General features: G+C 70.2%; 19 protein-coding genes. 13 read left to right on the top strand and 6 right to left on the bottom strand.

Features of this window, described 5'->3' with window-relative positions; all coding sequences use genetic code 11:
* Positions 1-76 precede the first annotated feature (76 nt).
* A complete protein-coding gene (locus ACWDZ6_RS00735) occupies positions 77-1,105 on the top strand; it encodes an aspartate-semialdehyde dehydrogenase (protein WP_451501116.1) in 1,029 nt (342 codons plus the stop codon).
* Between the two features lie 57 nt (positions 1,106-1,162).
* Here the strand turns inward: ACWDZ6_RS00735 and ACWDZ6_RS00730 are convergent, their stop codons facing one another.
* Complete coding sequence (locus ACWDZ6_RS00730; protein ID WP_351445449.1) at positions 1,163-1,666, bottom strand: DUF1203 domain-containing protein; 504 nt, start codon at positions 1,664-1,666, stop codon at positions 1,163-1,165.
* Positions 1,667-1,948: 282 nt separating this feature from the next.
* Here ACWDZ6_RS00730 and pepN point away from each other — a divergent pair, with 282 nt between their 5' ends.
* The 7 genes from pepN to ACWDZ6_RS00695 all read left to right on the top strand — a co-directional run bounded on the left by pepN (position 1,949) and on the right by ACWDZ6_RS00695 (position 9,845).
* Positions 1,949-4,555 carry an aminopeptidase N gene (gene pepN / locus ACWDZ6_RS00725; RefSeq protein ID WP_451501115.1) on the top strand — a complete coding sequence of 869 codons (2,607 nt, stop codon included), beginning with the start codon at positions 1,949-1,951 and terminating at the stop codon, positions 4,553-4,555.
* 173 nt (positions 4,556-4,728) lie between these two features.
* A complete protein-coding gene (locus ACWDZ6_RS00720) occupies positions 4,729-6,159 on the top strand; it encodes a sensor histidine kinase (protein WP_451501114.1) in 1,431 nt (476 codons plus the stop codon).
* A complete protein-coding gene (locus ACWDZ6_RS00715) occupies positions 6,156-6,572 on the top strand; it encodes a roadblock/LC7 domain-containing protein (protein WP_326649945.1) in 417 nt (138 codons plus the stop codon). Before ACWDZ6_RS00720 ends, ACWDZ6_RS00715 begins: the two co-directional genes overlap by 4 nt.
* Positions 6,569-6,928: a DUF742 domain-containing protein gene (locus ACWDZ6_RS00710; protein WP_326649947.1), complete on the top strand. Its 360-nt coding sequence runs from the start codon at positions 6,569-6,571 to the stop codon at positions 6,926-6,928. Before ACWDZ6_RS00715 ends, ACWDZ6_RS00710 begins: the two co-directional genes overlap by 4 nt.
* Positions 6,909-7,529 carry a GTP-binding protein gene (locus ACWDZ6_RS00705; protein ID WP_366730640.1) on the top strand — a complete coding sequence of 207 codons (621 nt, stop codon included), beginning with the start codon at positions 6,909-6,911 and terminating at the stop codon, positions 7,527-7,529. The genes ACWDZ6_RS00710 and ACWDZ6_RS00705 overlap by 20 nt, the downstream gene beginning before the upstream one ends.
* 217 nt (positions 7,530-7,746) lie before the next feature.
* Complete coding sequence (locus tag ACWDZ6_RS00700; protein ID WP_451501113.1) at positions 7,747-8,844, top strand: selina-4(15),7(11)-diene synthase; 1,098 nt, start codon at positions 7,747-7,749, stop codon at positions 8,842-8,844.
* A gap of 389 nt (positions 8,845-9,233) precedes the next feature.
* The gene (locus ACWDZ6_RS00695; protein ID WP_451501112.1) at positions 9,234-9,845 is read left to right on the top strand and encodes an NADPH-dependent FMN reductase; all 612 of its coding nucleotides are present in this window, start codon (positions 9,234-9,236) and stop codon (positions 9,843-9,845) included.
* A gap of 21 nt (positions 9,846-9,866) precedes the next feature.
* Here the strand turns inward: ACWDZ6_RS00695 and ACWDZ6_RS00690 are convergent, their stop codons facing one another.
* The 4 genes from ACWDZ6_RS00690 to ACWDZ6_RS00675 all read right to left on the bottom strand — a co-directional run bounded on the left by ACWDZ6_RS00690 (position 9,867) and on the right by ACWDZ6_RS00675 (position 13,607).
* Positions 9,867-10,442 (bottom strand): dihydrofolate reductase family protein, encoded by a 576-nt coding sequence (locus ACWDZ6_RS00690; protein WP_366730642.1) that lies wholly within the window; start codon positions 10,440-10,442, stop codon positions 9,867-9,869.
* A 328-nt stretch (positions 10,443-10,770) separates the two neighbouring features.
* Positions 10,771-11,001, bottom strand: coding sequence for a hypothetical protein (locus tag ACWDZ6_RS00685; protein WP_366730643.1), 231 nt, complete (start codon positions 10,999-11,001; stop codon positions 10,771-10,773).
* Positions 11,002-11,021: 20 nt separating this feature from the next.
* Positions 11,022-13,376 carry a 4-alpha-glucanotransferase gene (gene malQ / locus ACWDZ6_RS00680; RefSeq protein ID WP_451501111.1) on the bottom strand — a complete coding sequence of 785 codons (2,355 nt, stop codon included), beginning with the start codon at positions 13,374-13,376 and terminating at the stop codon, positions 11,022-11,024.
* Entirely contained in the window at positions 13,377-13,607 is a 231-nt protein-coding gene (locus tag ACWDZ6_RS00675) for a hypothetical protein (RefSeq protein ID WP_389175825.1), read from the bottom strand.
* A gap of 252 nt (positions 13,608-13,859) precedes the next feature.
* On the opposite strand from ACWDZ6_RS00675, the gene ACWDZ6_RS00670 reads away from it, so the two are divergent.
* Positions 13,860-16,805: a beta-N-acetylglucosaminidase domain-containing protein gene (locus tag ACWDZ6_RS00670; protein WP_451501110.1), complete on the top strand. Its 2,946-nt coding sequence runs from the start codon at positions 13,860-13,862 to the stop codon at positions 16,803-16,805.
* Between the two features lie 158 nt (positions 16,806-16,963).
* Here ACWDZ6_RS00670 and ACWDZ6_RS00665 read toward each other — a convergent pair whose 3' ends face one another.
* Complete coding sequence (locus tag ACWDZ6_RS00665; RefSeq protein WP_142217192.1) at positions 16,964-17,500, bottom strand: HNH endonuclease; 537 nt, start codon at positions 17,498-17,500, stop codon at positions 16,964-16,966.
* A 240-nt stretch (positions 17,501-17,740) separates the two neighbouring features.
* Here ACWDZ6_RS00665 and ACWDZ6_RS00660 point away from each other — a divergent pair, with 240 nt between their 5' ends.
* The 4 genes from ACWDZ6_RS00660 (at position 17,741) to ACWDZ6_RS00645 (ending at position 23,624) form a co-directional block, all read left to right on the top strand.
* Positions 17,741-18,805, top strand: a complete 1,065-nt coding sequence (locus ACWDZ6_RS00660) for a mechanosensitive ion channel family protein (RefSeq protein WP_451501109.1) — start codon at positions 17,741-17,743, stop codon at positions 18,803-18,805.
* 184 nt (positions 18,806-18,989) lie between these two features.
* Positions 18,990-20,753 (top strand): D-glucuronyl C5-epimerase family protein, encoded by a 1,764-nt coding sequence (locus ACWDZ6_RS00655; RefSeq protein WP_451501108.1) that lies wholly within the window; start codon positions 18,990-18,992, stop codon positions 20,751-20,753.
* A gap of 249 nt (positions 20,754-21,002) precedes the next feature.
* Positions 21,003-22,205 (top strand): ROK family transcriptional regulator, encoded by a 1,203-nt coding sequence (locus ACWDZ6_RS00650; RefSeq protein WP_451501107.1) that lies wholly within the window; start codon positions 21,003-21,005, stop codon positions 22,203-22,205.
* Between the two features lie 81 nt (positions 22,206-22,286).
* Positions 22,287-23,624, top strand: a complete 1,338-nt coding sequence (locus tag ACWDZ6_RS00645) for an ABC transporter substrate-binding protein (RefSeq protein WP_451501106.1) — start codon at positions 22,287-22,289, stop codon at positions 23,622-23,624.
* The last annotated feature ends 2 nt before the right edge of the window (positions 23,625-23,626 follow it).

Raw genomic sequence — 23,626 nt, 5'->3', positions numbered from 1 at the left:
ATTGGACAAGCGGACCCAGGTCATACGCATGATGGGCAGGCTGCCCGCGTCGTACGCACAGAAAGAAGGAGTCACCGTGAGGGTCGGAATCGTCGGAGCCACCGGTCAGGTCGGCGGAGTCATGCGCAAGATCCTCGCCGAGCGAAAGTTCCCGATCGACGAGCTTCGTCTGTTCGCCTCCGCCCGGTCTGCCGGATCCACCCTCGAGTGGGAGGGCCAGGAGATCACCGTCGAGGACGCGACCGCCGCCGACTACTCCGGTCTGGACATCGTGCTCTTCTCGGCCGGCGGCGCGACCTCCAAGGCGCTCGCCGAGAAGGTCGCCGCTCAGGGCGCCGTCGTGATCGACAACTCCTCCGCCTGGCGCCGTGACCCCGAGGTCCCGCTGGTCGTCTCCGAGGTCAACGCGCACGCGATCAAGAACCGCCCCAAGGGCATCATCGCCAACCCGAACTGCACGACCATGGCCGCGATGCCGGTGCTGCGCCCGCTGCACGAAGAGGCCGGACTCAGCGCGATGGTCGCCACCACCTACCAGGCCGTGTCCGGCTCGGGCCTGGCCGGTGTCGCCGAGCTGCACGCGCAGGCCCGCCAGGTCACCGAAGCCGCCGACCAGCTGACCTTCGACGGCGGCGCGGTCGACTTCCCCGAGCCCGGCGTCTACAAGCGCCCCATCGCCTTCAACGTCCTGCCGCTGGCGGGCAATCTCGTCGACGACGGCTCCTTCGAGACCGACGAGGAGCAGAAGCTCCGCAACGAGTCCCGCAAGATTCTGGAGATCCCTGAGCTCAAGGTCTCCGGCACCTGTGTGCGCGTCCCGGTCTTCTCCGGCCACTCCCTGCAGGTCAACGCCCGCTTCGAGCGCCCGATCAGCGTGGAGCGCGCGCAGGAGCTGCTGAAGGACGCCCCCGGCGTCGAGCTCTCCGAGATCCCGACCCCGCTGCAGGCGGCCGGCAAGGACGCCTCGTACGTCGGCCGGATCCGCAAGGACGAGACGGTGGAGAACGGCCTCGCGCTCTTCCTCTCCAACGACAACCTCCGCAAGGGCGCGGCGCTGAACGCGGTCCAGATCGCGGAGCTGGTCGCGCAGGAGCTGAAGGGCTGACCTCCGGCCCCTCCGGCTGCTCAGGAGCGGGTGGCCCGGGCGGAGCGCCACCGCTTCCTACGCCCTCCGTACCTCGAACTGGAAGCAGCCGTACTCCACGGCCCTGACGTGGACCAGGGCCACGCCGGGGTCGGCGAAGGCCTCCGCGAACGCCGCGTCGAATGCCTCGGTGGCCGCCTCCGGGATCTCCAGGAGGCGGCCTCCCGCGATATGGCCCTCCGCGTCGTAGCGGCGCAGTGTGCGCAGCGCCCCGGGGCGGGCGAAGGGGTAGCCCTCCTGCCCGGCCGGCCCTCCGCACTCCTCGGCGTGGATGAAGACGGGGCCCTGTTCGTCGTACGCGCCGGGCTTCGCCCAGGTCTCGGTGGCCCAGCGGCGCAGCGGGGCGTACGAGACCAGGGCGATGCGCTCGCCGGTCCCGCTCAGGCGCAGACAGCAGCGCAGCGGGGCGCCGCCCTCGGTATCGGTGTACGGGGCGCAGGCGCGGCCCGCGTCGTCCGTGTCGCGGAGCTGCTCGAGGGTGGCGGGTTCGATGGGACGCGCGGTCCAGAGTGTTCCGGTCATGGGTTCAGCGTGACGCCGACGGGGTCCTGCTTCCGGCGGGAAATGGACATGGAGTTCGGCTCGCACCGGCCGGTCCGGATGTGCGGCCGCCGGTGGGGAGTCATGCGCGCTCCCCCTTGCCGCATGCGCTTTCCGCCCGGCGCGGCGACGGTGGCGGCACGGGTGGACCCCGGCAACCCCCCGCTGAACCCGGTGCCGTCGCCCGGCCCGATTAGTGCAGGCGGCCGACCCACAGCCCATGGAAGGATGGCCCCAAACGTCACGAACCGAGGAGATGACAGCGTGCCTGGCACGAATCTGACCCGCGAAGAGGCACAGCAGCGGGCCCGCCTGCTGACCGTCGACTCGTACGAGATCGACCTCGACCTGAGCAACGCCGCGCAGGGGAGCGGGGACGCCCCGGCGGAGGGAGGGGAAGGCACCTACCGGTCCGTGACCACCGTGCGCTTCGAGTCGGCCGAGGACGGTGCGGAGACCTTCATCGACCTCGTCGCCCCGGCCGTCCACCAGGTCGTGCTGAACGGCAAGGAGCTGGACGTCGCCGCCGTCTTCCGGGACTCGCGGATCGCGCTGCCGCATCTGCACGCGGGCCCGAACGAGCTGACGGTGGTCGCGGACTGCTCGTACACCAACACCGGCGAGGGACTCCACCGCTTCGTCGACCCGGTGGACCAGCAGGCGTATCTCTACACGCAGTTCGAGGTGCCGGACGCGCGCCGCGTCTTCGCCTCCTTCGAGCAGCCGGACCTGAAGGCGACGTTCCAGTTCACCGTGAAGGCCCCTGAGGGCTGGACGGTCATCTCGAACTCCCCGACCCCGGAGCCCAAGGACAGCGTCTGGCACTTCGAGCCGACGCCCCGTATCTCCACGTACATCACGGCGCTGATCGTCGGTCCGTACCACTCGGTCCACAGCAGCTACGAGAAGGACGGCCAGTCCGTCCCGCTCGGCATCTACTGCCGGCCCTCGCTCGCCGAGTTCCTGGACTCCGACGCGATCTTCGAGGTCACGCGGCAGGGCTTCGAGTGGTTCCAGGAGAAGTTCGACTACGCCTACCCCTTCGCGAAGTACGACCAGCTCTTCGTGCCGGAGTTCAACGCGGGCGCGATGGAGAACGCGGGCGCGGTGACCATCCGTGACCAGTACGTCTTCCGCTCGAAGGTGACGGACGCGGCGTACGAGGTGCGCGCGGAGACCATCCTGCACGAGCTGGCCCACATGTGGTTCGGCGACCTGGTCACCATGGAGTGGTGGAACGACCTGTGGCTGAACGAGTCGTTCGCCACGTACACCTCGATCGCCTGCCAGGCGTACGCGCCGGGCTCGAAGTGGCCCCACGCCTGGACCACGTTCGCGAACTCCATGAAGACCTGGGCGTACCGGCAGGACCAGCTGCCGTCGACGCACCCGATCATGGCCGAAATCCGCGACCTCGATGACGTTCTCGTGAACTTCGACGGCATCACGTACGCCAAGGGCGCGTCGGTGCTGAAGCAGCTCGTCGCGTACGTCGGCATGGACGAGTTCTTCCAGGGCGTGCAGGCGTACTTCAAGGCGCACGCGTACGGCAACACCCGGCTGTCCGACCTGCTGGGCGCGCTGGAGGAGACCTCCGGCCGTGATCTGCAGACCTGGTCGCAGAAGTGGCTGCAGACGGCGGGCATCAACATCCTGCGCCCGGAGATCGAGATCTCCGAGGAGGGGTACGTCACGTCCTTCGCCGTACGCCAGGAGGCGCCGCCCCTCCCCACCGGCGCGAAGGGCGAGCCGACCCTGCGCCCGCACCGGATCGCGATCGGCTGCTACGACCTCGACGAGAACGGCAAGCTCGTCCGTACGAGCCGGATCGAGCTGGACGTGGACGGCGAGCGCACGGATGTGCCGTTCCCGCAGAACACCCGCCGTCCCGCGGTGATCCTGCTCAACGAGGACGACCTCACCTACGCGAAGGTCCGGCTCGACGAGGAGTCCCTGCGGGTCGTCACCGAACACCTCGGCGACTTCACCGAGTCGCTGCCGCGCGCGCTGTGCTGGGCCTCCGCCTGGGACATGACGCGCGACGGCGAGCTGGCGGCGCGGGACTATCTGTCCCTGGTCCTCTCCGGCATCGGCAAGGAGTCGGACATCGGCGTCGTGCAGTCGCTGCACCGCCAGGTGAAGCTGGCGATCGACCTGTACTCGGCACCGCAGTGGCGCGAGACGGGTCTGACGCAGTGGACCGAGGCGACGCTGGCGCATCTGCGCGCGGCCGAGCCGGGCAGCGACCACCAGCTGGCCTGGGCCCGTGCCTTCGCCGCGACCGCGCGGACGCCGCAGCAGCTCGACCTGCTCCAGGCGCTGCTGGACGACACGGAGTCCATCGAGGGCCTGGTCGTGGACACCGAGCTGCGGTGGGAGTTCGTGGAGCGTCTCGCGGCGGTCGGAATGCTCGACGAGGACGACATCGCGGCGGAGTACGAGCGCGACAAGACGGCGGCGGGCGAGCGCCACGCGACCACGGCACGAGCGGCCCGGCCCACGGCGGAGGCGAAGGCGGAGGCCTGGGCCTCGGTCGTCGAGTCCGACAAGCTGCCGAACGCCGTACAGGAGTCGGTCATCGCGGGCTTCGTCCAGACCGATCAGCGCGAGCTGCTCGCCCCGTACGCGGAGAGGTACTTCGCCGCGGTCAAGGGCGTGTGGGAGTCCCGCAGCCATGAGATCGCCCAGCAGATCGCGGTGGGGCTCTACCCCTCGCTCCAGGTCTCGCAGGCCACGCTGGACGCCACGGATGCCTGGCTGGACTCGGCGGAGCCGAACGCAGCGCTGCGGCGGCTGATTTCGGAGTCGCGCGCGGGCGTCGAACGGGCGCTGAAGGCGCAGGCGGCGGACGCCGCGGCTGCGCAACCGTAGCCCTGTCCGCAGAGAAGGGGCGCCCCGGGCCGTACGGCCCGGGGCGCCCTTGCGTTTCGCGGGCACGAACTTCCCGCCAATTTTGTGACCCCTCGTCAATCTCCGTTCACTGAGCCGGATATGCTCCGTGCCCGTCGTCATATGATCTTTCTCGTTCGATTCTGAGGATGCTGATGGTTCGACAGGGAACGTCGACCGGAAATCCGCGGCCCCCGGCCAACTACGGGTGGCTGCTGCCCGTTGCCGTGACCGTTGCGGCCGTGGCCTCAGCCGCGTCCCTGGTCTCCGCGTCGGCCCGCACCCCCGTGCTCTGGATCGGTGTCGCGGCGGTCGCCGCGGTCGCCGTCGCCTGCGCCGAGGCCGCACGACGCGGCAGGGTGATCGCAGAGCTCCACGGCAGGCTCGTGGAGCGGGAGGCGGCGCTGTCGCGGCAGCAGGCCGAGACCGCACGCCTCGCCGGCGAGCTGCTGCCCCAGGTGGTGGAACAGCTGCGCAAGGGCGAGTTCCCCGAGGACGTACTGGACTCGCTCGACGCACCGGCCGAGCACCAGGCGGTGCTGCGCTCGGTGCTCGAAGCCGTCGTCGCCGAGGAGGACCTGCGCGAGTCCGCGCAGCGCGCCTTCGTGAACATCGCCCGTCGAGTTCAGGCCATCGTGCACCAACAGGCCCAGGAACTCCGTGAGATGGAGGACCGGCACGGCAAGGCTCCGGACGTCTTCGGTGATCTGCTCCGCATCGACCACGGCACCGCGCTGATCGGCCGACTCGCCGACTCCATCGCCGTACTCGGCGGCGCGCGGCCCGGCCGCCAGTGGAGCAAGGCCGTACCGCTCTACAGCGTGATGCGTGGCGCGATGTCGCGGATCATCGACTACCAGCGGGTGGAGCTGCATTCGGTTTCCGAGGTCGCCGTCGTCGGCACCGCCGTCGAGCCGCTGATCCACGCGCTCGCCGAGCTGCTCGACAACGCCACCCGCTACTCGCCGCCACAGACCAGGGTCCATCTGACCGCCGTGGATGTGCAGTCGGGCATCGCCATCGAGATCGAGGACGGCGGCGTGAGCATGAGCGAGGAGGCCCGCAAGCGGGCCGAGCGCATGCTCCGCCAGGCCCAGCAGGGCATCGACGTCAACGACCTGGGCGAGACGCCCCGCCTCGGCCTCGCCGTGGTCGGCCGGCTGGCGCAGGTGTACGGCTTCCAGGTCTCGCTGCGTTCCTCGGCGTACGGCGGTGTGCGTGCCGTCCTCGTCGTACCGCAGGAACTGATCACCACGGCCGCTTCGGCGACCGGCCTCGCGCACGGCATCGGCACCGCCTCCGGTCCCCGCCCGGCCGACCGGCTCACCGAGGAGCCGCTGCCCAGGCCGGTCACCGGCCCCATGCCGGGAGACGACGAGGTCCCGATCGTGACCGAGCGGACCATGACAGGTCTCCCGCAGCGGCGCCGCAAGGCCCGTGTCACCGCACCGGCCGCCGCCGATTCCGCCGCCGCGCCCGAGCCGGAGCACTCACCCCCGGTTCAGCCGGGCATGTGGCTTTCCGCCTTCCAGAGCGGGCTGTCCGGTGAGCCCACCCAGACGAGCAAGGGGAACACGCAGCCATGATTCAGCAGCAGTCCAACCAGACCAACATGGACTGGATGCTCAAGGACCTGGCCGAGGGTGTCCCGCAGACCAGGAACGTGGTCGTGCTGTCCGCGGACGGGCTGCGCATGGCCCAGTACGGCGCGGACACCGACACCGCCGACCGGCTGGCGGCCGCGTGCGCCGGACTGCAGAGTCTGGCCGGCGCCGTCGCGAGCGAACTCCCGCACAGCGACGGGCAGATGCGTCTCGTCGTCATCGAGATGAACGGCGGCTTCTTCTATCTGATGGCGGCGGGCGCGGGTGCCTATCTCGCCGTGCTGGCCGACGAGGGCGTCGACGCCGGGCTGATGGGCCACCGGATGCGCGATCTGGTGCTGCGGATCGGAGAGCACCTGAGCACGCCGCCGCGGCACGAGGGACAGACCGCGTGAGCAACCCGGGCGGGAACTGGGAAGAGAGCAGTCCCGAGCGGCTTTACGTCATCACCGGCGGCCGCAGCGGCTCCTCCGCACCCACCACTCTCGACCTGGTCACGCTGATCGTCGCCAGGTCGGGCCCCCGGCCCGGTATTCAGCCCGAGCACGCCGCGATCATCCGGCTCTGCCAGGCGCCGCTCTCGGTGGCCGAGCTCTCCGCGTATCTGAGCCTTCCGGTGAGTGTCGTCACCGTACTGCTCAGCGATCTACTGGCCGACAACCAGGTGCTTGCCCGCGCGCCTGTCCAGGCCGCCCAACTCCCCGACCGAGCTTTGATTGAGGCAGTGATCGATGGACTTCAAAAGCTCTGAGCAGGCCGTCGGGCCGCGGAGCGAGGACGTACTGCCCGAGACGGCCGCCGCGGCCGTCAAGGTGGTCATCGTGGGCGGCTTCGGCGTCGGCAAGACGACCCTGGTCGGCTCGGTGAGCGAGATCAGGCCACTGACGACCGAGGAGACCATGACCCAGGCCGGGGTCGGGGTCGACGACGTCCAGGGCGTGGAGCGCAAGACCTCGACGACCGTCGCCATGGACTTCGGCCGCATCAGCATCAACGAGGAGCTGGTGCTGTATCTCTTCGGCACCCCGGGCCAGGAGCGCTTCTGGTTCCTGTGGCGCGGCCTGTTCGAGGGCGCGCTGGGCGCGGTGGTGCTGGTCGACACCCGAAGGCTCGAGGTCAGCTTCGATGTCATCGGGCGGCTCGAGGAACGCGGTGTGCCCTTCGTGGTCGCCGTCAACTCCTTCCCCGATGCGCCCGATTACTCCCTCGAGGAGGTGCGCGGCGCCCTCGATCTGCCGGCGGAGGTCCCGGTCGTCTCCTGTGACGCACGCGGGCGCGCCTCCAGCCGCGACGTGCTGCTGACGCTGATGCGCTATCTGCAGTCCCTCGCCGCGAAGCCGGAGGCGTCGTAACCACGCCCACGACCGGACTCACCCCGGCTGCTGACGGAGGTCGTTGTTCCGTTCCGGCTGATAAACGCCGGCGCGTGTCGGATAGCTGAGGGATTGTCCTATTGGATCAGCCATCACGGCTCAGTACGATGCGTGATAGTTGATCACTATGGGATGTGCGTGTCGCGTGTTGCGTCAGTGACAACGCGTCGCACCCGGCATGGAGAGGTAGGCCGAAGTGGAGCCTGAGCTGGCGGTTCCGCCGATCTTCTCTCCCTTCCCACCGGCGATCCATCCGCGCCATGCGGACATAGACGTACAGACAGCGGCCTGGGCGGAAACGTTTCGCATCGGGTCCGACGAACTGCGCGGCAAACTCGTCATGCAGGACATCGGCACCTTCTCCGCCCGGATCCTGCCGGAGGGCCGCGAGGAAGTCGTCTCCCTTCTGGCCGACTTCGTGCTCTGGCTCTTCGGTGTGGACGACGGGCACTGCGAGGAGGGTGAACTCGGCCGGCGGCCGGGCGATCTGGCGGGACTGCTGCACCGGCTGCTGCGTATCGCGCAGAACCCGGAAGCCCCCATGCTGCTGGACGACCCGCTGGCGGCCGGGCTGCGGGACCTGCGGCTCAGAGTCAGCCGGTACGGCACAGCTGGGCAGACGGCCCGCTGGGTGGACGCGCTGCGGGAGTACTTCTTCTCGGTGGTGTGGGAGGCGTCCCACCGCAGCGCGGGCACAGTGCCCGACCTGAACGACTACACCCTGATGCGGCTGTACGACGGCGCGACGTCGGTGGTGCTGCCCCTGCTGGAGATGGGGCACGGCTACGAGCTCCAGCCGCACGAGCGGGACCGCACAACGGTGCGCGCCGCGGCCGAAATGGCGTCGTTCGTCATCACCTGGGACAACGACATCTTCTCGTACCACAAGGAGCGGAGCGGGCCGGGCTACTTCCTCAACGTCCTGCGGGTGCTGGAGCAGGAGAGCGGGCTCGGCACCGACCAGGCACTGACCACGGCGATCGCCCAGCGGGACCGGGTGATGTGCCTCTTCATACGCCTGAGCGACTATGTGGCGGAGCAGGGCAGCCCGCAGCTGCGCCAGTATCTGAAGAGCCTGGCCTCCTTCATACGGGGCGCCCAGGACTGGGGCGTCAGCTCCGTGCGGTACACCACGCCGGACGACCCGGCCAGCATCCCCACGGTGTTCCGCGATACGCCCACCGACGACAGCCGCGAGCCGCTGGCCATCCCGGCGATCGCCTGGTGGTGGGACCTTCTCCCGTGCGGCACCACTGCGGCGGACCGGTACCGGCCGGTTCAGCGAACCTCATAGAGCAAAGGATTCTGCGGTGTCGGCCGGAGACGCCTGACGAGGGTGCTCGGTCCGGCGCGGCCTGCTCTCCGGCCTGACGTGTCGGTCCGGCCCGGCCGGCTGCTCGGCGCTCGGCCGGAGACGGCGCGCAGCCCGGCCCGGGGGTGAGCGTTTCCCGGCGCGTACGCAGGAAAATCCCCGGCTCGTTGTCGCTCACATGGTGAACGTAACAGTGCGGGACGGGCGGGATGGTGGCCCTGCTGCTACCAGCCTTGGGGCGGCCTTCCTCGCAGGGTCGGCGGCGGGCAGGTTGGGTCGGGTGACCGCCCCGGTCACCCACATCTCTCCTGCACATCCTTTTGCACATCTCTCCGCACACCTCTCCGCATGCCTTCGGACGGAGCACAGCCATGACCAGTGAGCCCCTCAACAGTGCGCCCCTCAATCTCGCAGTGATCATCGGCAGCGTCAGGGAGGGCCGGTTCGGCCCCGTGGTCGCGAACTGGTTCGCCGAACGGGCCGAGCAGCACGGCCGGTTCGCGGTGGACGTCATCGACCTGGCGGACACGCCACTCCCGCTCGAGCTGCCGCCCGTACCGCCCGCGCTCGAGCCCGAGATGACGCGGCCGGCGGAGATGGCGGGGCTCACCCGGCGGATCGGGGCGGCGGACGCGATCGTCGTGGTGACACCGGAGTACAACCGGAGTTTTCCGGCCTCGCTGAAGGCGGCAATCGACTGGCACTACACCGAGTGGCACGCGAAGCCGGTCGGCTTCATCGGCTACAGCGGTGGAAGCGGCGGGCTACTGGCGGTGGAACAACTGCGCCAGGTGTTCGGCGAGTTGCAAGCCCATACGGTCCGGGACGTCGTCTCGTTCCCCCGGTACTACGAACTCTTCGGCCCGGACGGCACCCTGAGGAACCCCGAGGGCCCCAACGGCGCGGCGAAGGTGCTGCTCGACCAGCTGCTGTGGTGGGGCTCGGTGCTCCACGACGCCCGGCGGGACCGTCCCTGTGCGTAGGCCTCGCCGCAGAGACGGCGACTACCGCTTCCGGTCGTACGTGGTGAAGACCAGACCGTTGTCGAAGACCCGGTTGGAGCGGAACTCGAAGTCCGTGACGGAGAAGTCCGCGGAGAACATCGGGGTGCCGGAACCGAGTACCACCGGGTAGGTCTTCACGAGCAGCTCGTCGATCTCGTCACGCAGCTGTCCCGCGAGGTTTCCGCCGCCGCAGAGGTAGATGCCGAGGCCGTCCTCCTGCTTCAGCTCGCGGACCTTGGCGACGGCATCACCGGAGACGATCTTCACCGCCGGGTCGAGCTGCTGCTTGATGCTGCGGGAGACGACGTACTGCCGCATGTGCGCGTACGGGCTGGTGATGTCGATCTCCAGCGCGGAATCGTATGTCCCGCGCCCCATCACCACGGTGTCGAAGTGCACATTCTCCGCGTCCTCGATCCCGAGCAGCGGGCGGATGTGCGAAGGCAGGGTCTCCGGGTACTCCGCCGATGTGTACGACGTGAACTCCTCGCTGATCGGATAGACGTTGCCGTCACCTTCCGGGGATGCGATGAAGCCGTCGATGGAGCAGGCGATGTAGTACACGAGCTTTCGCAAGCTGGTCCTCTTCGTCGATGAGTGCCGGGTCGGAATCCACGGGAGATGCGTCGAGGCTGTTGAGCATCCCGTTAACCACGACAGTCATAGTACTTCACTTGTATTGGTTAGCGCAAGGCGACCCTCCCCACGGTCCCACTCGCTCCCGCCCGCCCCACCGCCCGACGCCCCGGCATCACTCCATCGAGGAGCGGCACCGTGCCCAGGGCCTACGTCCGGCCGGTCGCCACACCAACGCCGTGGGCGGCCGCGACACGACAAAGGCGCCCTGGGGTGCGTACACACCCCAGGGCGCCCTGGAAGATCGGTTCGGACTGCTGGGAGCCGGTCAGCTCGCCTTTTTGGACTTGTCGAGGACCATCACCAGGCCCGCGATCAACGCGAAGAGAGCGAGAGGTGTCACGACAAAGAGGCCGACCGTCTGGATCACGCTCAGGCCGGGGCCCGGGTCGTCGCCGTCGTCCTGGGTCAGCGCGAGCGCCGGCGACGACAGGAGCAGCATCATCAGCGTCGTACCGGCCGCGACGGCGCCGGCGCGCAAAGCGTTCTTCTTGTCCACGGTGCCAACGTAGCGAACGGCTATCCCGGGCGCGCGTCCGGGGGTGCCGTACGGGCACCGGGCCCGCGACCGGGCCCCGCGCCGGCTCCCGGTCCGCCCCCGGGGCGCAGGACATCCGCGAAGACACCCATCAGCGCATGCAGCCGCGGCGAGGCGGCCAGTTCCTCCAGCGTGAGGGGATGGCCTTCGGCGTCCGCGACGGGCAGCCGCCAGTTCGGATACTCGTCCCAGGTGCCCGGCAGATTTTGCGGGCGCCGGTCACCCACCGCGTCCGGCAGCCAGACGCCGACCATCCGGGCGGGCGTACGCAGCAGAAAGCGGTAGACCGCGCGGATCCGGCCCTCCTCGTCACCGCTGCCTTCGGGCAGCAGGCCGAGGTCGCCGAGCAGGCCGAGCCACTCGGCGATATCCCCGGCGTCCTCCGTGCGCTCCTGCTCCAGGGAACGGGTCAGCAGACCGAGGCGGTGGCGCAGCGCCACATGCTCGCCGGTCAGCCGCGCCGCCGTGGACGGCAGATCGTGCGTGGTCGCGGTGGCCACACAGCCCACGCGCCACTCCTCGGGCGGCAGCGGACGGCCGGTGCCGGCCCAGTCGCGCTCGAACCAGAGCACGGAGGTGCCCAGTACGCCCCGGCGCGTCAGCTCCTCGCGCACACCTGGCTCGACCGTGCCGAGGTCCTCCCCTATCACGAAGGTGCCGGCGCGGTGGGCCTCCAGGACGAGGACCGCGAGCATGGCTTCGGCGTCGTAGCGGACGTACGTGCCGTCGGTGGGCGGGCAGCCCTCCGGGACCCACCAGAGACGGAACAGGCCCATCACATGGTCGATACGGAGCGCGCCCGCATTGCGCAGGAGTGAGCGCAGCAGTCCTCGGTACGGGGCGTATCCGGACGCGGCCAGCACGTCCGGGCGCCACGGGGGCAGGCCCCAGTCCTGGCCGCGGGCGTTGAAGGCGTCCGGCGGGGCGCCGACCGACATCCCGGCGGCGAAGACCTCCCGCTGCGCCCAGGCATCCGCGCCGGCCGGATGCACCCCGACGGCCAGGTCGTGGACGATACCGACACCCATGCCGGCCTCGCGCGCCGCCTGCCCGGCGGCGGCCAGCTGCCGGTCGGTCAGCCAGGCGAGCCTGCTGTGGAAGTCGACCCGGTCCATCAGCTCGTGCCCGGCGCGGGCGGTCTCGGCCGAGCGCGGGTCCTGCAGTCCCGCCGGCCAGGTGCGCCACTGCGGGCCGTACACCTCGGCGAGGGCGCACCAGGTGGCGTGGTCCTCCAGGGCCTGGCCCTGCTCGGCGAGGAAGTCACAGTACGCGGCACGGCGTCCGGGCCCGAGCGGGATACGGTGCACGATCTCCAGTGCCTCGCGCTTCAGCTCCCAGACCGCGTCCCGGTCGATCAACGCGCCCTTGCGCAGAACGGATTCGCGCAGCCCGGCGCCCTTGTCACGGAGCTCGTCCAGCCGCTGTCTCTCCCTGGCGTCCGTGTACGCGTACTCGGGGATGTCCTCGATGCGCAGATGGACGGGGTCGGGGAAACGGCGCGAGGAAGGCCGGTACGGGGAGGGGTCGGTGGGGGCGCCGGGTACGGCGGCGTGGAGCGGGTTCACCTGTACGAAGGAGGCCCCGAGCGACCGTCCGGACCAGGTAGCCAGCTCGGCCAGGTCGCCGAGGTCACCCATGCCCCAGGAGCGGGCGGAGAGCAGGGAGTAGAGCTGTACGAGAAGGCCGTGCGAGCGGCCGTCGGGCTGCGGCACCCGGGCGGGCGCGACCACAAGGCTGGACCGGGCGACCCGCCCGTCCGGAGCCTCGGCCGACAACTGGTGGACGCCATACGGAAGCCGGCGCCAGGGGCGGGGGTCCTCGGGCGCGGCCCCGGCACCGCCGGAAGCGGCCGGCGCTGAGGGTACGGCGGGTTCGCCGCGCGCCACTGAGGGCGTGTGGGACCGCTCCGTGTGGCCGCGTAAGGCCGCCTCATTGTCGTCGTCGCGTAAGACGGCCGCTTCCACCTCGCCCCGCGGCGCGGCCTGTTCCGCGTCGCCGGGCGTCGCGGCGGCCTCTGGCCCGGGGATCAGCCACTGCAGCGCCGCGCCCTGTTCCGTCTCGACCCGCAGGGTGGTGCCCGCGGGGAGCTCCGTCAGCGCCGCCGGGACCTCGCCGCTCGCGCTCCAGAGCACGACCGTCGGCGGCAGCAGCCGGTCCGCGGCGGCGGACTCGGCGCGGCTCAGGGCATCACGCACCCCCGACGCGGTGGACGCGTCGACGCCGAGCGCGGCGAGGACCGCGACGACCGTCGCGTCGGGTACCGGGACGGTGACGCCCTCGGAAGGTGCGTAGGAAGTGGCGACTCCGTGCAGTGCGGCGAGCCGGGCAAGGCCCATTCAGACTCCTGAGGACTCCATGCCCCCGGCAGTGCCGTGGGCCGTCGGCTCACTGGTGAGAGGTGCGATGTCGGCGAGCGGGGGCTCGCTGGTCAGCGGACGGGCATCGGCGAGCGGGGGCTCGCTGGTCAGCGGACGGGCATCGGCGAGCGGGGGTTCGCTGGTCAGCGGGCCGGGCCCCGGGACCTGTTTGGACAGGGCGGACAGCAGAAGGTGTGCGGATGCGGCCACGGTGGTCACTCCAAGCGGTCGGTAGTGGGACACAGCAGCCCTACCCAGTGGGCGCGGCCGCAGACGTACACGATCAGGCAACGTGGTCCGTGTCACATTCCGTTCCCGGCGCGGCGGTTGAATCAAATCAATCAAACCGCCCCATCGCACCAGTCAAAAGGTGCACAACGGCCACTCGCATTGACACCCTCACCGTGTGGTGGTGGGCTCAAAGCCGACCGGAGCGACTGGGGAGACCGAGGGGAGACGAGCGTGCGGCTCGCGCGCGGGAGGCGTACTGCGACAGCCGTCGCGGTCGCTGTCATCGGCAGCCTGCTCGGCGGCGCGCACAGCGCGGTCGCCGCTCCGGACACTCCGGGCTCCCCGGCCACCGCTCAGGACCCCGAGGGTGCGGCCGCAGTGCCCTCCGTCTGGCCGCGGCCGCAGACAATGCGGGCGGCCGGATCGGCCGTCGCGCTGGGCGAGGAAGCGACCGTCGTCGCGGACCCCGGCGCCGATCCGTACGCCGTCGAGCGGCTGAAGGAGCTGCTGCACGCGTCCGGCGTACGGACCGTGCACACCGCGCTGCCCGGCCGCGGCCCCGTCCTGCGCATCGGCGGCACCGGCGCGCAGGACGCGCTGCGCGCCCTGCGCGCACCCGAACGCACCGATCTCCCCTCCGGGGGCTACCGGCTCGCGGTCGGCCAGGTCCAGGGCCGGGACACCGTCGCGCTCGACGGCGTCGGCGAGGACGGTCTCTACCACGGCGTCCAGACGCTGCGGCAGCTGATCGTCCGGCAGACCGTCGCGGGAGCCGCCCGGCAGACCATTGCCGGAGTCCTTGTGCGCGACTGGCCGGGCACGGCCGTACGCGGCATGACAGAAGGTTTTTACGGACAGCCGTGGAGCCGTCAACAGCGGCTGGCGCAGCTCGACTTCATGGGACGTACCAAGCAGAACCGCTATCTGTACGCGCCCGGCGACGACCCCTTCCGGCAGGCCCGCTGGCGCGAGCCGTATCCGGCGGCCCAGCGTGCACAGTTCCGTGAACTCGCCGAGCGCGCACGCCGCAACCACGTCACGCTCGCCTGGGCCGTCGCGCCCGCGCAGGCCATGTGTCTGGCCAAGGAAGGCGACGTCAAGGCGCTGACGCGCAAGATCGACGCGATGTGGGCACTGGGCGTACGCGCCTTCCAGCTGCAATTCCAGGACGTCAGCTACAGCGAGTGGCACTGCGACAAGGACGCGGACACCTTCGGCTCGGGCCCCGAGGCGGCGGCCAGGGCCCAGGCGCGCGTGGCGGGCGCGGTGGCGCAGCATCTGGCCAGCCGGTACCCCGACGCCGCGCCGCTCTCACTGATGCCGACGGAGTTCTACCAGGACGGCGCCACCGACTACCGGCGGGCGCTCGCGAGCGAGCTGGACGGCCGGGTGCAGGTGGCGTGGACGGGCGTCGGGGTGGTGCCGCGCACCATCACGGGCCGCGAACTGGCGGGTGCCCGGGAGGCGTTCGAGCATCCGCTGGTCACCATGGACAACTACCCGGTCAACGACTACGCGCAGGACCGGATGTTCCTCGGCCCGTACACGGGCCGCGAGCCCGCAGTGGCGACCGGCTCCGTCGCGCTGCTGGCCAACGCCATGGAGCAGGCATCCGCGTCCCGCATACCGCTGTTCACCGCTGCCGACTACGCCTGGAACCCCAAGGGCTACCGCCCCGACGAGTCCTGGCAGGCCGCGATCAACGATCTCGCCGGCGGCGATACGAAGACCCGCGAAGCGCTGCGCGCACTGGCCGGCAATCACGCCTCTTCGATACTCAACCCCACCGAGTCCGGTTATCTGCAGCCGCTGCTGAAGGAATTCTGGCGGTCGCGCACGACCACGGACGCGGCGGCCAGGGACCGGGCGGCGGCCTCTCTGCGCGCCGCGTTCACCGTGATGCGCGAGGCCCCGCAGCGGCTGACGCGGCCTGCCGACGGCCGTCTTGACGACGAAGCGGGGCCGTGGCTGCAGCAGTTGGCGCGGTACGGCCGGGCCGGCGAGCTCTCGGTCGACATGCTGCAGGCGCAGGCGCGCGGGGACGGCGTGGCGGCCTGGCGTGACTCGCTGGCCCTGGAGCCGCTGCGTACGGCCATCAGGGCAAGCCGGGCAACGGTGGGCAAGGGCGTGCTGAATCCCTTCCTGGACCGGGCCGCGAAGGAGTCGGCGACCTGGACGGGCGCGGACCGCTTCGCGGACTCGGCCGGCGAGGACACGGTCCGGCTGGACCGGCCCAGGCCCGTCGCCGCGGTGAACACGATGACCGAACCGTCCTCCGGTGCCGCGGGCTCCCGCGGCCGGGTGGAGGCGCATGTCCCCGGCCAGGGCTGGCGCACGCTCGGCCCCCTCTCCGCCGGCGGCTGGACCGAGACCGACGCCAAGGGCCTGCGGGTGGACGCGGTGAGGGTCGCTTCGGACGGGGGCGATCCCGTCGCCGTACGGTCCGTGGTGCCGTGGTTCGCCGACGAGCCGCCGGCCGGCCTCGATCTCGTACGCGGCGAGGCGGACGCCGAGATCGGCGGCGGCCCGCAGCACACGGGTGTCCGGCTGACCGGGCGGCGCCCCGCCGAGGTGCGCGGTGAACTCACCGCGAAGGCTCCGGCCGGCATCAAGGTGCGGGTGCCGAAGCAGACGACGGTGCACCGCGGGCAGCGTACGACCGTGCCGGTCGAGGTCACCGTCCCGGCGGGCACACCCGCGGGTGAGTACCGGGTGCCGCTGTCCTTCGCGGGCCAGGAGCGCACGCTGACGGTGCGTGCCTATCCGCGCACCGGCGGGCCCGACCTCGCGCGCACAGCGGGCGCTGCCGCCGCCTCGTCCGGCGACGAGACGGCCGACTTCCCGGCGTCGGCGGCGATCGACAGTGACCCGAAGACCCGCTGGTCCTCGCCCGCCGAGGACGGCGCCTGGTGGCAGCTGGAGCTGCCGCGGCCGGCCCGGGTCGGCCAGGTCGTGCTGCACTGGCAGGACGCGTACGCGACGAAGTACCGCATCCAGGTCTCCGCCGACGGCCGTACCTGGCGCACGGCGGCGACGGTGAACGACGGCGGGGGCGGGCGCGAGAGCGTCCGTATGGACAGCAGGGACACCCGCTTCATCCGTGTCCAGGGCGACGCGCGCGCCACCCGGTACGGGTACTCACTCTGGTCGGTGGAGGCATACGCCGTCGCAGAGTGAGCTGCGGCCCGGCCTCCGCCCCGCAGCACCGCAGCCCTGGCGAGAGAAACCGAGGGGCGCGCGGAGGCCGCGAGGGACGCGTGGTCGAGCACGGTCGACCGCCGTCGGACGCTCAGGCGCCCCGGAGGCGAGGCGAGCCACGAAAAATGGCTCGGTCCTCAGGCGGAAATGCCGTCGATCCGGGCCATCGCGTCGTCCGCGCCGTACGGCTGCAGGTATGGCAGCCAGCGCGGGTCCCTATGCCCGGTCCCGATGATGCGCCACGCGAGCCCGCTCGGCGGGGCGGGATGCTGGTGCAGCCGCCACCCCAGCTCCCGCAGATGCCGGTCGGCCTTGACATGGTTGCAGCGGCGGCAGGCCGCCACCACGTTGTCCCAGGCGTGCTGTCCGCCACGGCTGCGCGGAATGACATGGTCGACGCTGGTTGCGACGCCACCGCAGTACATACAGCGCCCGCCGTCGCGGGCGAAGAGTGCTTTGCGGGTGAGGGGAACGGGTCCCCGGTAGGGCACCCGGACGAACCGCTTCAGCCGTACGACGCTGGGTGCGGCGATGACACGGGTCGCGCTGTGCATGAAGGCGCCGGATTCCTCGAGGCAGAGGGCCTTGTTCTCCAGTACGAGGATGAGCGCGCGGCGAAGCGGTACGACGCCGAGCGGCTCGTACGACGCATTGAGGACCAGAACGTGCGGCACGGGGATGCCTCCTTGTACGCCGGCGGCGCGTGGCTCGCGCCGGGACGATCTGCACTTCAGTGTCTCCTCATGCCAGGTCCGAGCGCCACCACGTGCGGGTAACGGGCTCGAAGTGTTTTGCGGCACACCCGCTTCATCCCCAGGTGAGCCTCGTCTCTCCCTCGAACACAGCGAGGGAGCACACCGGATGCCCCGTTAGGGTGGTTTCTCTGCCACCCGCAATGCCTGGAGGTTCCGCTCGTGTCCTGGTCCGTCCTACTGGCCGCCGACCCGTCACCCGAGCCCGCCTCGCTCGACGAGGCCGCCAAGCAGGCAGGAGACGCCGCAGGCTGGGTGGAGGAGAACTGGTCCACCTGGCTGAACACCAGCCTGCGCATCGCGCTGATCCTGGTGGTCGCGCTGGTACTGCGTATGGTGCTGCGCCGCGCCCTCACCAGGCTGATCTCGCGGATGAACCGCTCCGCCCAGGTCATGGAGGGCACGGCGCTCGGCGGCCTGCTGGTCAACGCCGAGCGGCGCCGCCAGCGCTCGGAGGCCATAGGTTCCGTACTTCGCTCGGTCTCGTCCTTTGTGATTCTTGGCACTGCGGGCCTGATGATCCTCGGCGCCTTCAAGATCGACCTGGCCCCGCTGCTGGCATCGGCAGGTGTCGCGGGCGTCGCGATCGGCTTCGGCGCGCGCAACCTGGTCACCGACTTCCTCTCGGGTGTCTTCATGATCATGGAGGACCAGTACGGAGTCGGGGACAGCATCGACGCGGGCGTCGCCTCGGGCGAGGTGATCGAGGTGGGCCTGCGCGTCACCAAGCTGCGCGGCGACAACGGTGAGATCTGGTACGTCCGCAACGGAGAGATCAAGCGCATCGGCAACCTCAGCCAGGGCTGGGCCACCGCCATGGTCGACGTCGTGGTCCGCTCCTCGGAGAACCTGAACCGCGTCAGCTCGGTGATCGGCGAGGTCGCGGAGGACCTGGCGAAGGCCGAGCCGTGGAATGAGCGGCTGTGGGGCCCGGTGGAGATGCTGGGCCTGAACGAGGTGCTGCTGGACTCGATGACGGTGCGGGTCTCGGCGAAGACGATGCCGGGCAAGGCGCTCGGCGTGGAGCGCGAGCTCCGCCTGCGGATCAAGAAGGCCTTCGACGCTGCGGACATCCGCATCGTGGGCGGCCTGCCGCCAGTGACGGACCAGGCCTCGGCGGCAGACCCGACGGCGGGCATGGCGGCGCCTTCGGCGTACGCGTCGACGACCTCGCCGCAGTCGGTGGCGGCGACGCCGATAACGCCTCCGACGGCCGTGGCGAAGTAGGACTACGCACAGGAACGGGCACCCCGGGTCCCGGATCGGTGGGGAACCCCGGCGGTGCCCTGCCAGAGGTCGATGACACGCAGAGGGGCACCGACGCCTGGCGCCGCGTCGGATCGGACCACACATTCGTGTACTCCTGGGCACACCGGCATGACGACTCCCCCGTGACTCCCGTTCTTCAGTCATGCCAGGACAGAGACGTGCCGACATCGGTCGCAGACGCTTCATCCGTGTGGCCGGAGGCACCGTCGCCGGCGCAGCCGTGGCGGGTGGGGGCACCTTCAGCGCCATGGCCACCGGGGTGTTCAACACCCCCGAGCCGGACCCCTTCGGCGGGATGCCGAGGTCGCTCGCGCTGAGCCTGCCTGCGGCACCCGGCGGCGATCAGGCGCCGCTGCCGCCGCTACCGGATCAGATGTCCGAGGGCACTCTCTCCGAGCCCGGCCCCCGGGTGAAGATTCCGTACACCGACGAGCCGGTGAAACCGAGGGACGCCGGGGACCTTGTACCGACGACCCTGCCGTTCGAGTTCAACAAGGCCGGCTACACGTGCGTGACCGCCCTGCCCGAGGCGCTGCGGCCGTGGCGGGACCGTCCGACGGCCTGGGCCAATATCACGCCCGACAACGACCACATCTATCTCGACTCCAGGGGCGCCATCCAGTACCGGTCGAGCAGGACCGCGGCCGGGTACGACCAGCCCGTCACCCAGATCCAGTTCGGTCTGGGCTGCATCACCGCCTACCGCACCGAGAAGGACCCCGCCCGCAAGTCGCTCTTCCTCCAGCGCGCCAAGGCGCAGGCGGACCGTCTGATCGAGAAGCGGGTGGAGGCCCGCGGCGCCTGGTACTTCCCGTACCCCTTCGACTTCACGCACGCGGTACACAGCGGCATCACCTACAAGGCGCCCTGGTATTCCGGCATGGCGCAGGGTGAGGCGATCAGTCTCTTCATCCAGCTCTCCCAGCTCGACGGGATCGCCGAGCAGGAGCGCACGACCTACAAGGCGGCCGCCGACGGTGCCTTCGCCTCGCTGCTGCGCGCCGACGACGCCAGGCCGTGGGCGGTGAACAAGGACAGGAACGGGTACCTGTGGATCCAGGAGTATCCGATCGACTCCCCGGGCACCTCGGACTACACCTACAACGGCATGGTCTTCGCCATGTTCGGGCTCTGGGACTACTTCCAGGCCACCGGCAATCCGCTGGCGGAGCGGCTGTACGACGGTTCGTTGACCACGATCCGCGATCACTTCCCCCGGCTGCGCAACGCCCGCTGGTTCTCGTACTACTGCGACACCCACCGCATTGAGGCGCCGACGTATCACCAGCACCACATCAACCTTCTGCGGCAGTTGCACTGGCAGACGGGCAGTCCCGCATTCGCCAACCGGCACGACCAGCTGATCGACGACTTCCCGGCGTACGGCCTGCGCTCGGGGTCCGTAACGGCCATCGCCGCCGGCACGCACACCCTCTACATGTTCGACACCCTCGGCGCGGAGCGCAGCTTCGGCTGGTCCGCCCCGAAGGCCGACAAGCAGCTGGCCACGAAGAAGGTGACCTTCTCCAAGGCCACCCAGGCGCCGGTCAACGTACGCCGCCGCATCATGGGCCGCGGCATCTACTACCGGATCAACGCCGGTGCGTACGCGGGCTGGTGGATCGGCGAGGCGTTCCCGAAGGCCTTCCTGCGCGGCGAGTATCTCTCCACCACCTACCTCCCGCAGCGCACCGCGACGTTCCCCGCCAATGTGGAAGTCACCTGCGTCAAGTTCGGCACCGACGGGACGACCGGCTCCACCAGGACGGTGAAGTTCGCCAAGGAGTCCAACGCCCCCTTCGACCGCAGGGCCGTCGTGAACGGCAGGCCCATGGTCCGGATCACCGCCGGCGGACTGAACGGGTACTGGGCACCCACCGCCCAGCTGCTCACCGACGGGCGCTGACGCAGCGCGGCAGCGGACCTGCAGGTCCGCTGCTGCGGGCCGGCAACCGGTCGGCAGCCGGTCGGCAGCGGAGAAAGTATCGAACAACCGCACACACTCGGCGGCTTGGCAGGTAACACTTTGGTTGCCTCGGAGGCGCCGGCCATTGACGCCCGGCTGACGTGCGGCTTACTTTCCTCTCACTGGTTAGGAAACTTTCCTAACAGTGCAGCCGAGAAAGTCGGCAGTCGAAAGGCAGGTGCATCCGTCGTGGCCGGAACCACCCCCGGTACGCCGCGCGTACTCCGCGCCATGAACGACCGGGCCGCACTCGACCTGCTGCTCGAGCACGGGCCCCTGTCACGTACGAAGATAGGCAAACTTACCGGCCTCTCCAAGCCCACCGCCTCCCAGCTCCTGGCGCGGCTCGAGGCCGCCGGGCTCGTCGTCGCCACCGGGACCACCGAAGGGCGGCCCGGGCCCAACGCTCAGCTGTACGCCGTCAACGCGCGGGCCGCCTACGCCGGCGGGCTCGATGTGACCCCGCACCGGATCCGTGCCGCCGTCGCCGACATCACCGGCGCCACCGTCGGCGAGTTCGAGCTGCCGACCCCGGGACGGCGCGCCGAGAGCGTCGTACGCCAGGTCACCGAGGCGCTCGACGGGGCCGTGAAGGCCGCCGGGGTCACCCGCTCCGACGTGCACCGGCTGGTCATCGGCACACCCGGCGCCTTCGACCCGTCCACCGGGCGGCTGCGGTACGCCTCCCATCTGCCCGGCTGGCACTCCCCCACCCTCCTCGACGAGCTGGCCGCGGTGCTGCCGATGCCCGTCGAGTACGAGAACGACGTCAACCTCGTCGCGGTCGCCGAGCAGCGCCTCGGCGCCGCGCACGGTCATCAGAACTTTGTGCTGCTGTGGAACGAGGAGGGCCTCGGCGCCGCCGTCGTCATCGGCGGCCGGCTGCACCGCGGATTCACCGGTGGTGCCGGTGAGGTCGGGTTCCTGCCGGTGCCCGGCACCCCGCTGGTGCGGCAGGTGACCAAGGCGAACAGCGGCGGCTTCCAGGAGTTGGCCGGTGCGCAGGCGCTGCCCCGGCTGGCGCGCGAGCTCGGTGTGGACGGCGTCCCGCACGGTCCGCACGCCGAGGCCGCCACCGAGCTGGTCGCCAGGGCCGCGGGTGCCGGGTCAGGGCCGTACCGCGAGCTCCTCGACGCCTATGCGACCGGTCTCGCCACCGGTCTCGCCTCCATGGTCGCCGTGCTCGACCCCGAACTTGTCGTCCTGTCCGGCGAGGTGATCGCCGCCGGCGGAGAACCTCTGCGCGAACGCGTGCAGGCAGAGCTCACCGAACTGGCCGCTTCCCGGCCCCGTCTCGTACTCGGTTCCGTACGGGAACACCCTGTCCTGCGAGGAGCGCTGGAGAGTGCCCTGGCCACCACGCGGGACGAAGTCTTCGACACCTCCCGCTGAAACCGCCGCACCTCCCGCTGAAACCAGCACACCTACCCGTTCGACCTCAGGCCCCTCTACCCGCCACAGGGAGACACAGCCATGCCCACACGCACCCGGAGGACTGCCGCCGCGCTCGCCGCGACCGCCGCGATATCCCTGTTGGCCCCGGCCTGTACGGGGTCGAACGAGAGCGCGGCGAACGACGACCCCAAGAAAGACGTCACGATCAACTTCTGGCACGGCTGGAGCGCGCCCGGCGAGGTGAAGGCGATCCAGGACAACGTCGCCCGGTTCGAGAAGGCGCACCCGAACATCAAGGTGAAGGTCACCGCCAATATCACCGACGCCAAGACCCAGCAGGCGCTGCGGGCCGGCGGCTCCAAGGCTCCCGACGTGGTGTCCTCGTTCACCACCGACAGCGTCGGCAAGTTCTGCACCTCCGGCTCCTTCGTCGACCTCAAGCCGTTCCTGGACAAGTCGAAGATCGACCCGTCGAAGGTCTTCCCGAAGACGCTGCTCGACTACACGCAGTTCGACGGCAATCAGTGCACGCTGCCGCTGCTCAACGACGCGTACGGGCTCTACTACAACAAGGACGCCTTCAAGGCCGCCGGGATCACCGCCCCGCCGAAGACGTGGAGCGAGTTCGAGAAGGCCGCCGAGAAGCTGACCAGGCCCAAGGGCGACAGCTACTCGCAGGTCGGCTTCATGCCGACCTACCACGGCTACGAGACGACCCCGATGCACTACGTCTCCCAGTGGGGCCCCACGTACTTCGGCGCCGACGGCAGGTCCAACGTCGTCAAGGACCCGGCCTTCTCGAAAATGCTCACCTTCCAGAAGGGCCTGATCGACAAGCTCGGCGGCTTCCAGAAACTGGAGAAGTACCGCAACACCTTCGGTGACGAGTGGGGCGCCAAGCACCCCTTCCACACCGGACAGGTCGCCATGCAGCTCGACGGCGAGTGGCGCCTCGGTATGGCCAAGGAGGCGGGTGCGAAGTTCGAGATCGGCACGGCTCCGCTGCCCGTCGCCGACGACCAGGTCGCCGACTACGGCAAGGGCTACCTCTCCGGCACCGTCATGGGCATCGCAGCCACCAGCCAGAAGCAGAACGCGGCGTGGGAGCTGCTGAAGTACATGACCACGGACACCGACGCGGTCGTGGCCTTCGCCAACGCTATCCACAACGTGCCGTCCACGCTGGAGGCGCTCAAGTCGCCGAAGCTGAAGATCGAGCCTGGGTTCGAGACCTTCATCGAGATCGCGCAGCACCCGAAGTCGAACACCACCCCCGCGCAGGCCGACGGCGGCGCGTACCAGGTGACGTTCCAGGACTTCGGCTACCAGTACGAGAAGGGCTCCGTGAAGGATCTCAAGGCCGGTCTGGAGAAGACCGCCCAGCAGATCGACACGGACATCGCGAAGGCGAAGTAGCC

It is taken from the genome of Streptomyces sp. NPDC002926, from assembly GCF_053591755.1.
Note: the sequence above shows the minus strand (reverse complement) of the source record. Positions and strands in the feature narration are given on the sequence as shown.

What these genes read in the sequence shown, in the direction of transcription:
- ACWDZ6_RS00730 (WP_351445449.1), bottom strand. Translation starts at nt 1,666, where the DNA reads ATGACCGGAACACTCTGGACCGCGCGTCCCATCGAACCCGCCACCCTC.
- ACWDZ6_RS00720 (WP_451501114.1), top strand. Translation starts at nt 4,729, where the DNA reads ATGGTTCGACAGGGAACGTCGACCGGAAATCCGCGGCCCCCGGCCAAC.
- ACWDZ6_RS00715 (WP_326649945.1), top strand. Translation starts at nt 6,156, where the DNA reads ATGATTCAGCAGCAGTCCAACCAGACCAACATGGACTGGATGCTCAAG.
- ACWDZ6_RS00705 (WP_366730640.1), top strand. Translation starts at nt 6,909, where the DNA reads ATGGACTTCAAAAGCTCTGAGCAGGCCGTCGGGCCGCGGAGCGAGGAC.
- ACWDZ6_RS00695 (WP_451501112.1), top strand. Translation starts at nt 9,234, where the DNA reads ATGACCAGTGAGCCCCTCAACAGTGCGCCCCTCAATCTCGCAGTGATC.
- malQ (WP_451501111.1), bottom strand. Translation starts at nt 13,376, where the DNA reads ATGGGCCTTGCCCGGCTCGCCGCACTGCACGGAGTCGCCACTTCCTAC.
- ACWDZ6_RS00655 (WP_451501108.1), top strand. Translation starts at nt 18,990, where the DNA reads ATGCCAGGACAGAGACGTGCCGACATCGGTCGCAGACGCTTCATCCGT.
- ACWDZ6_RS00645 (WP_451501106.1), top strand. Translation starts at nt 22,287, where the DNA reads ATGCCCACACGCACCCGGAGGACTGCCGCCGCGCTCGCCGCGACCGCC.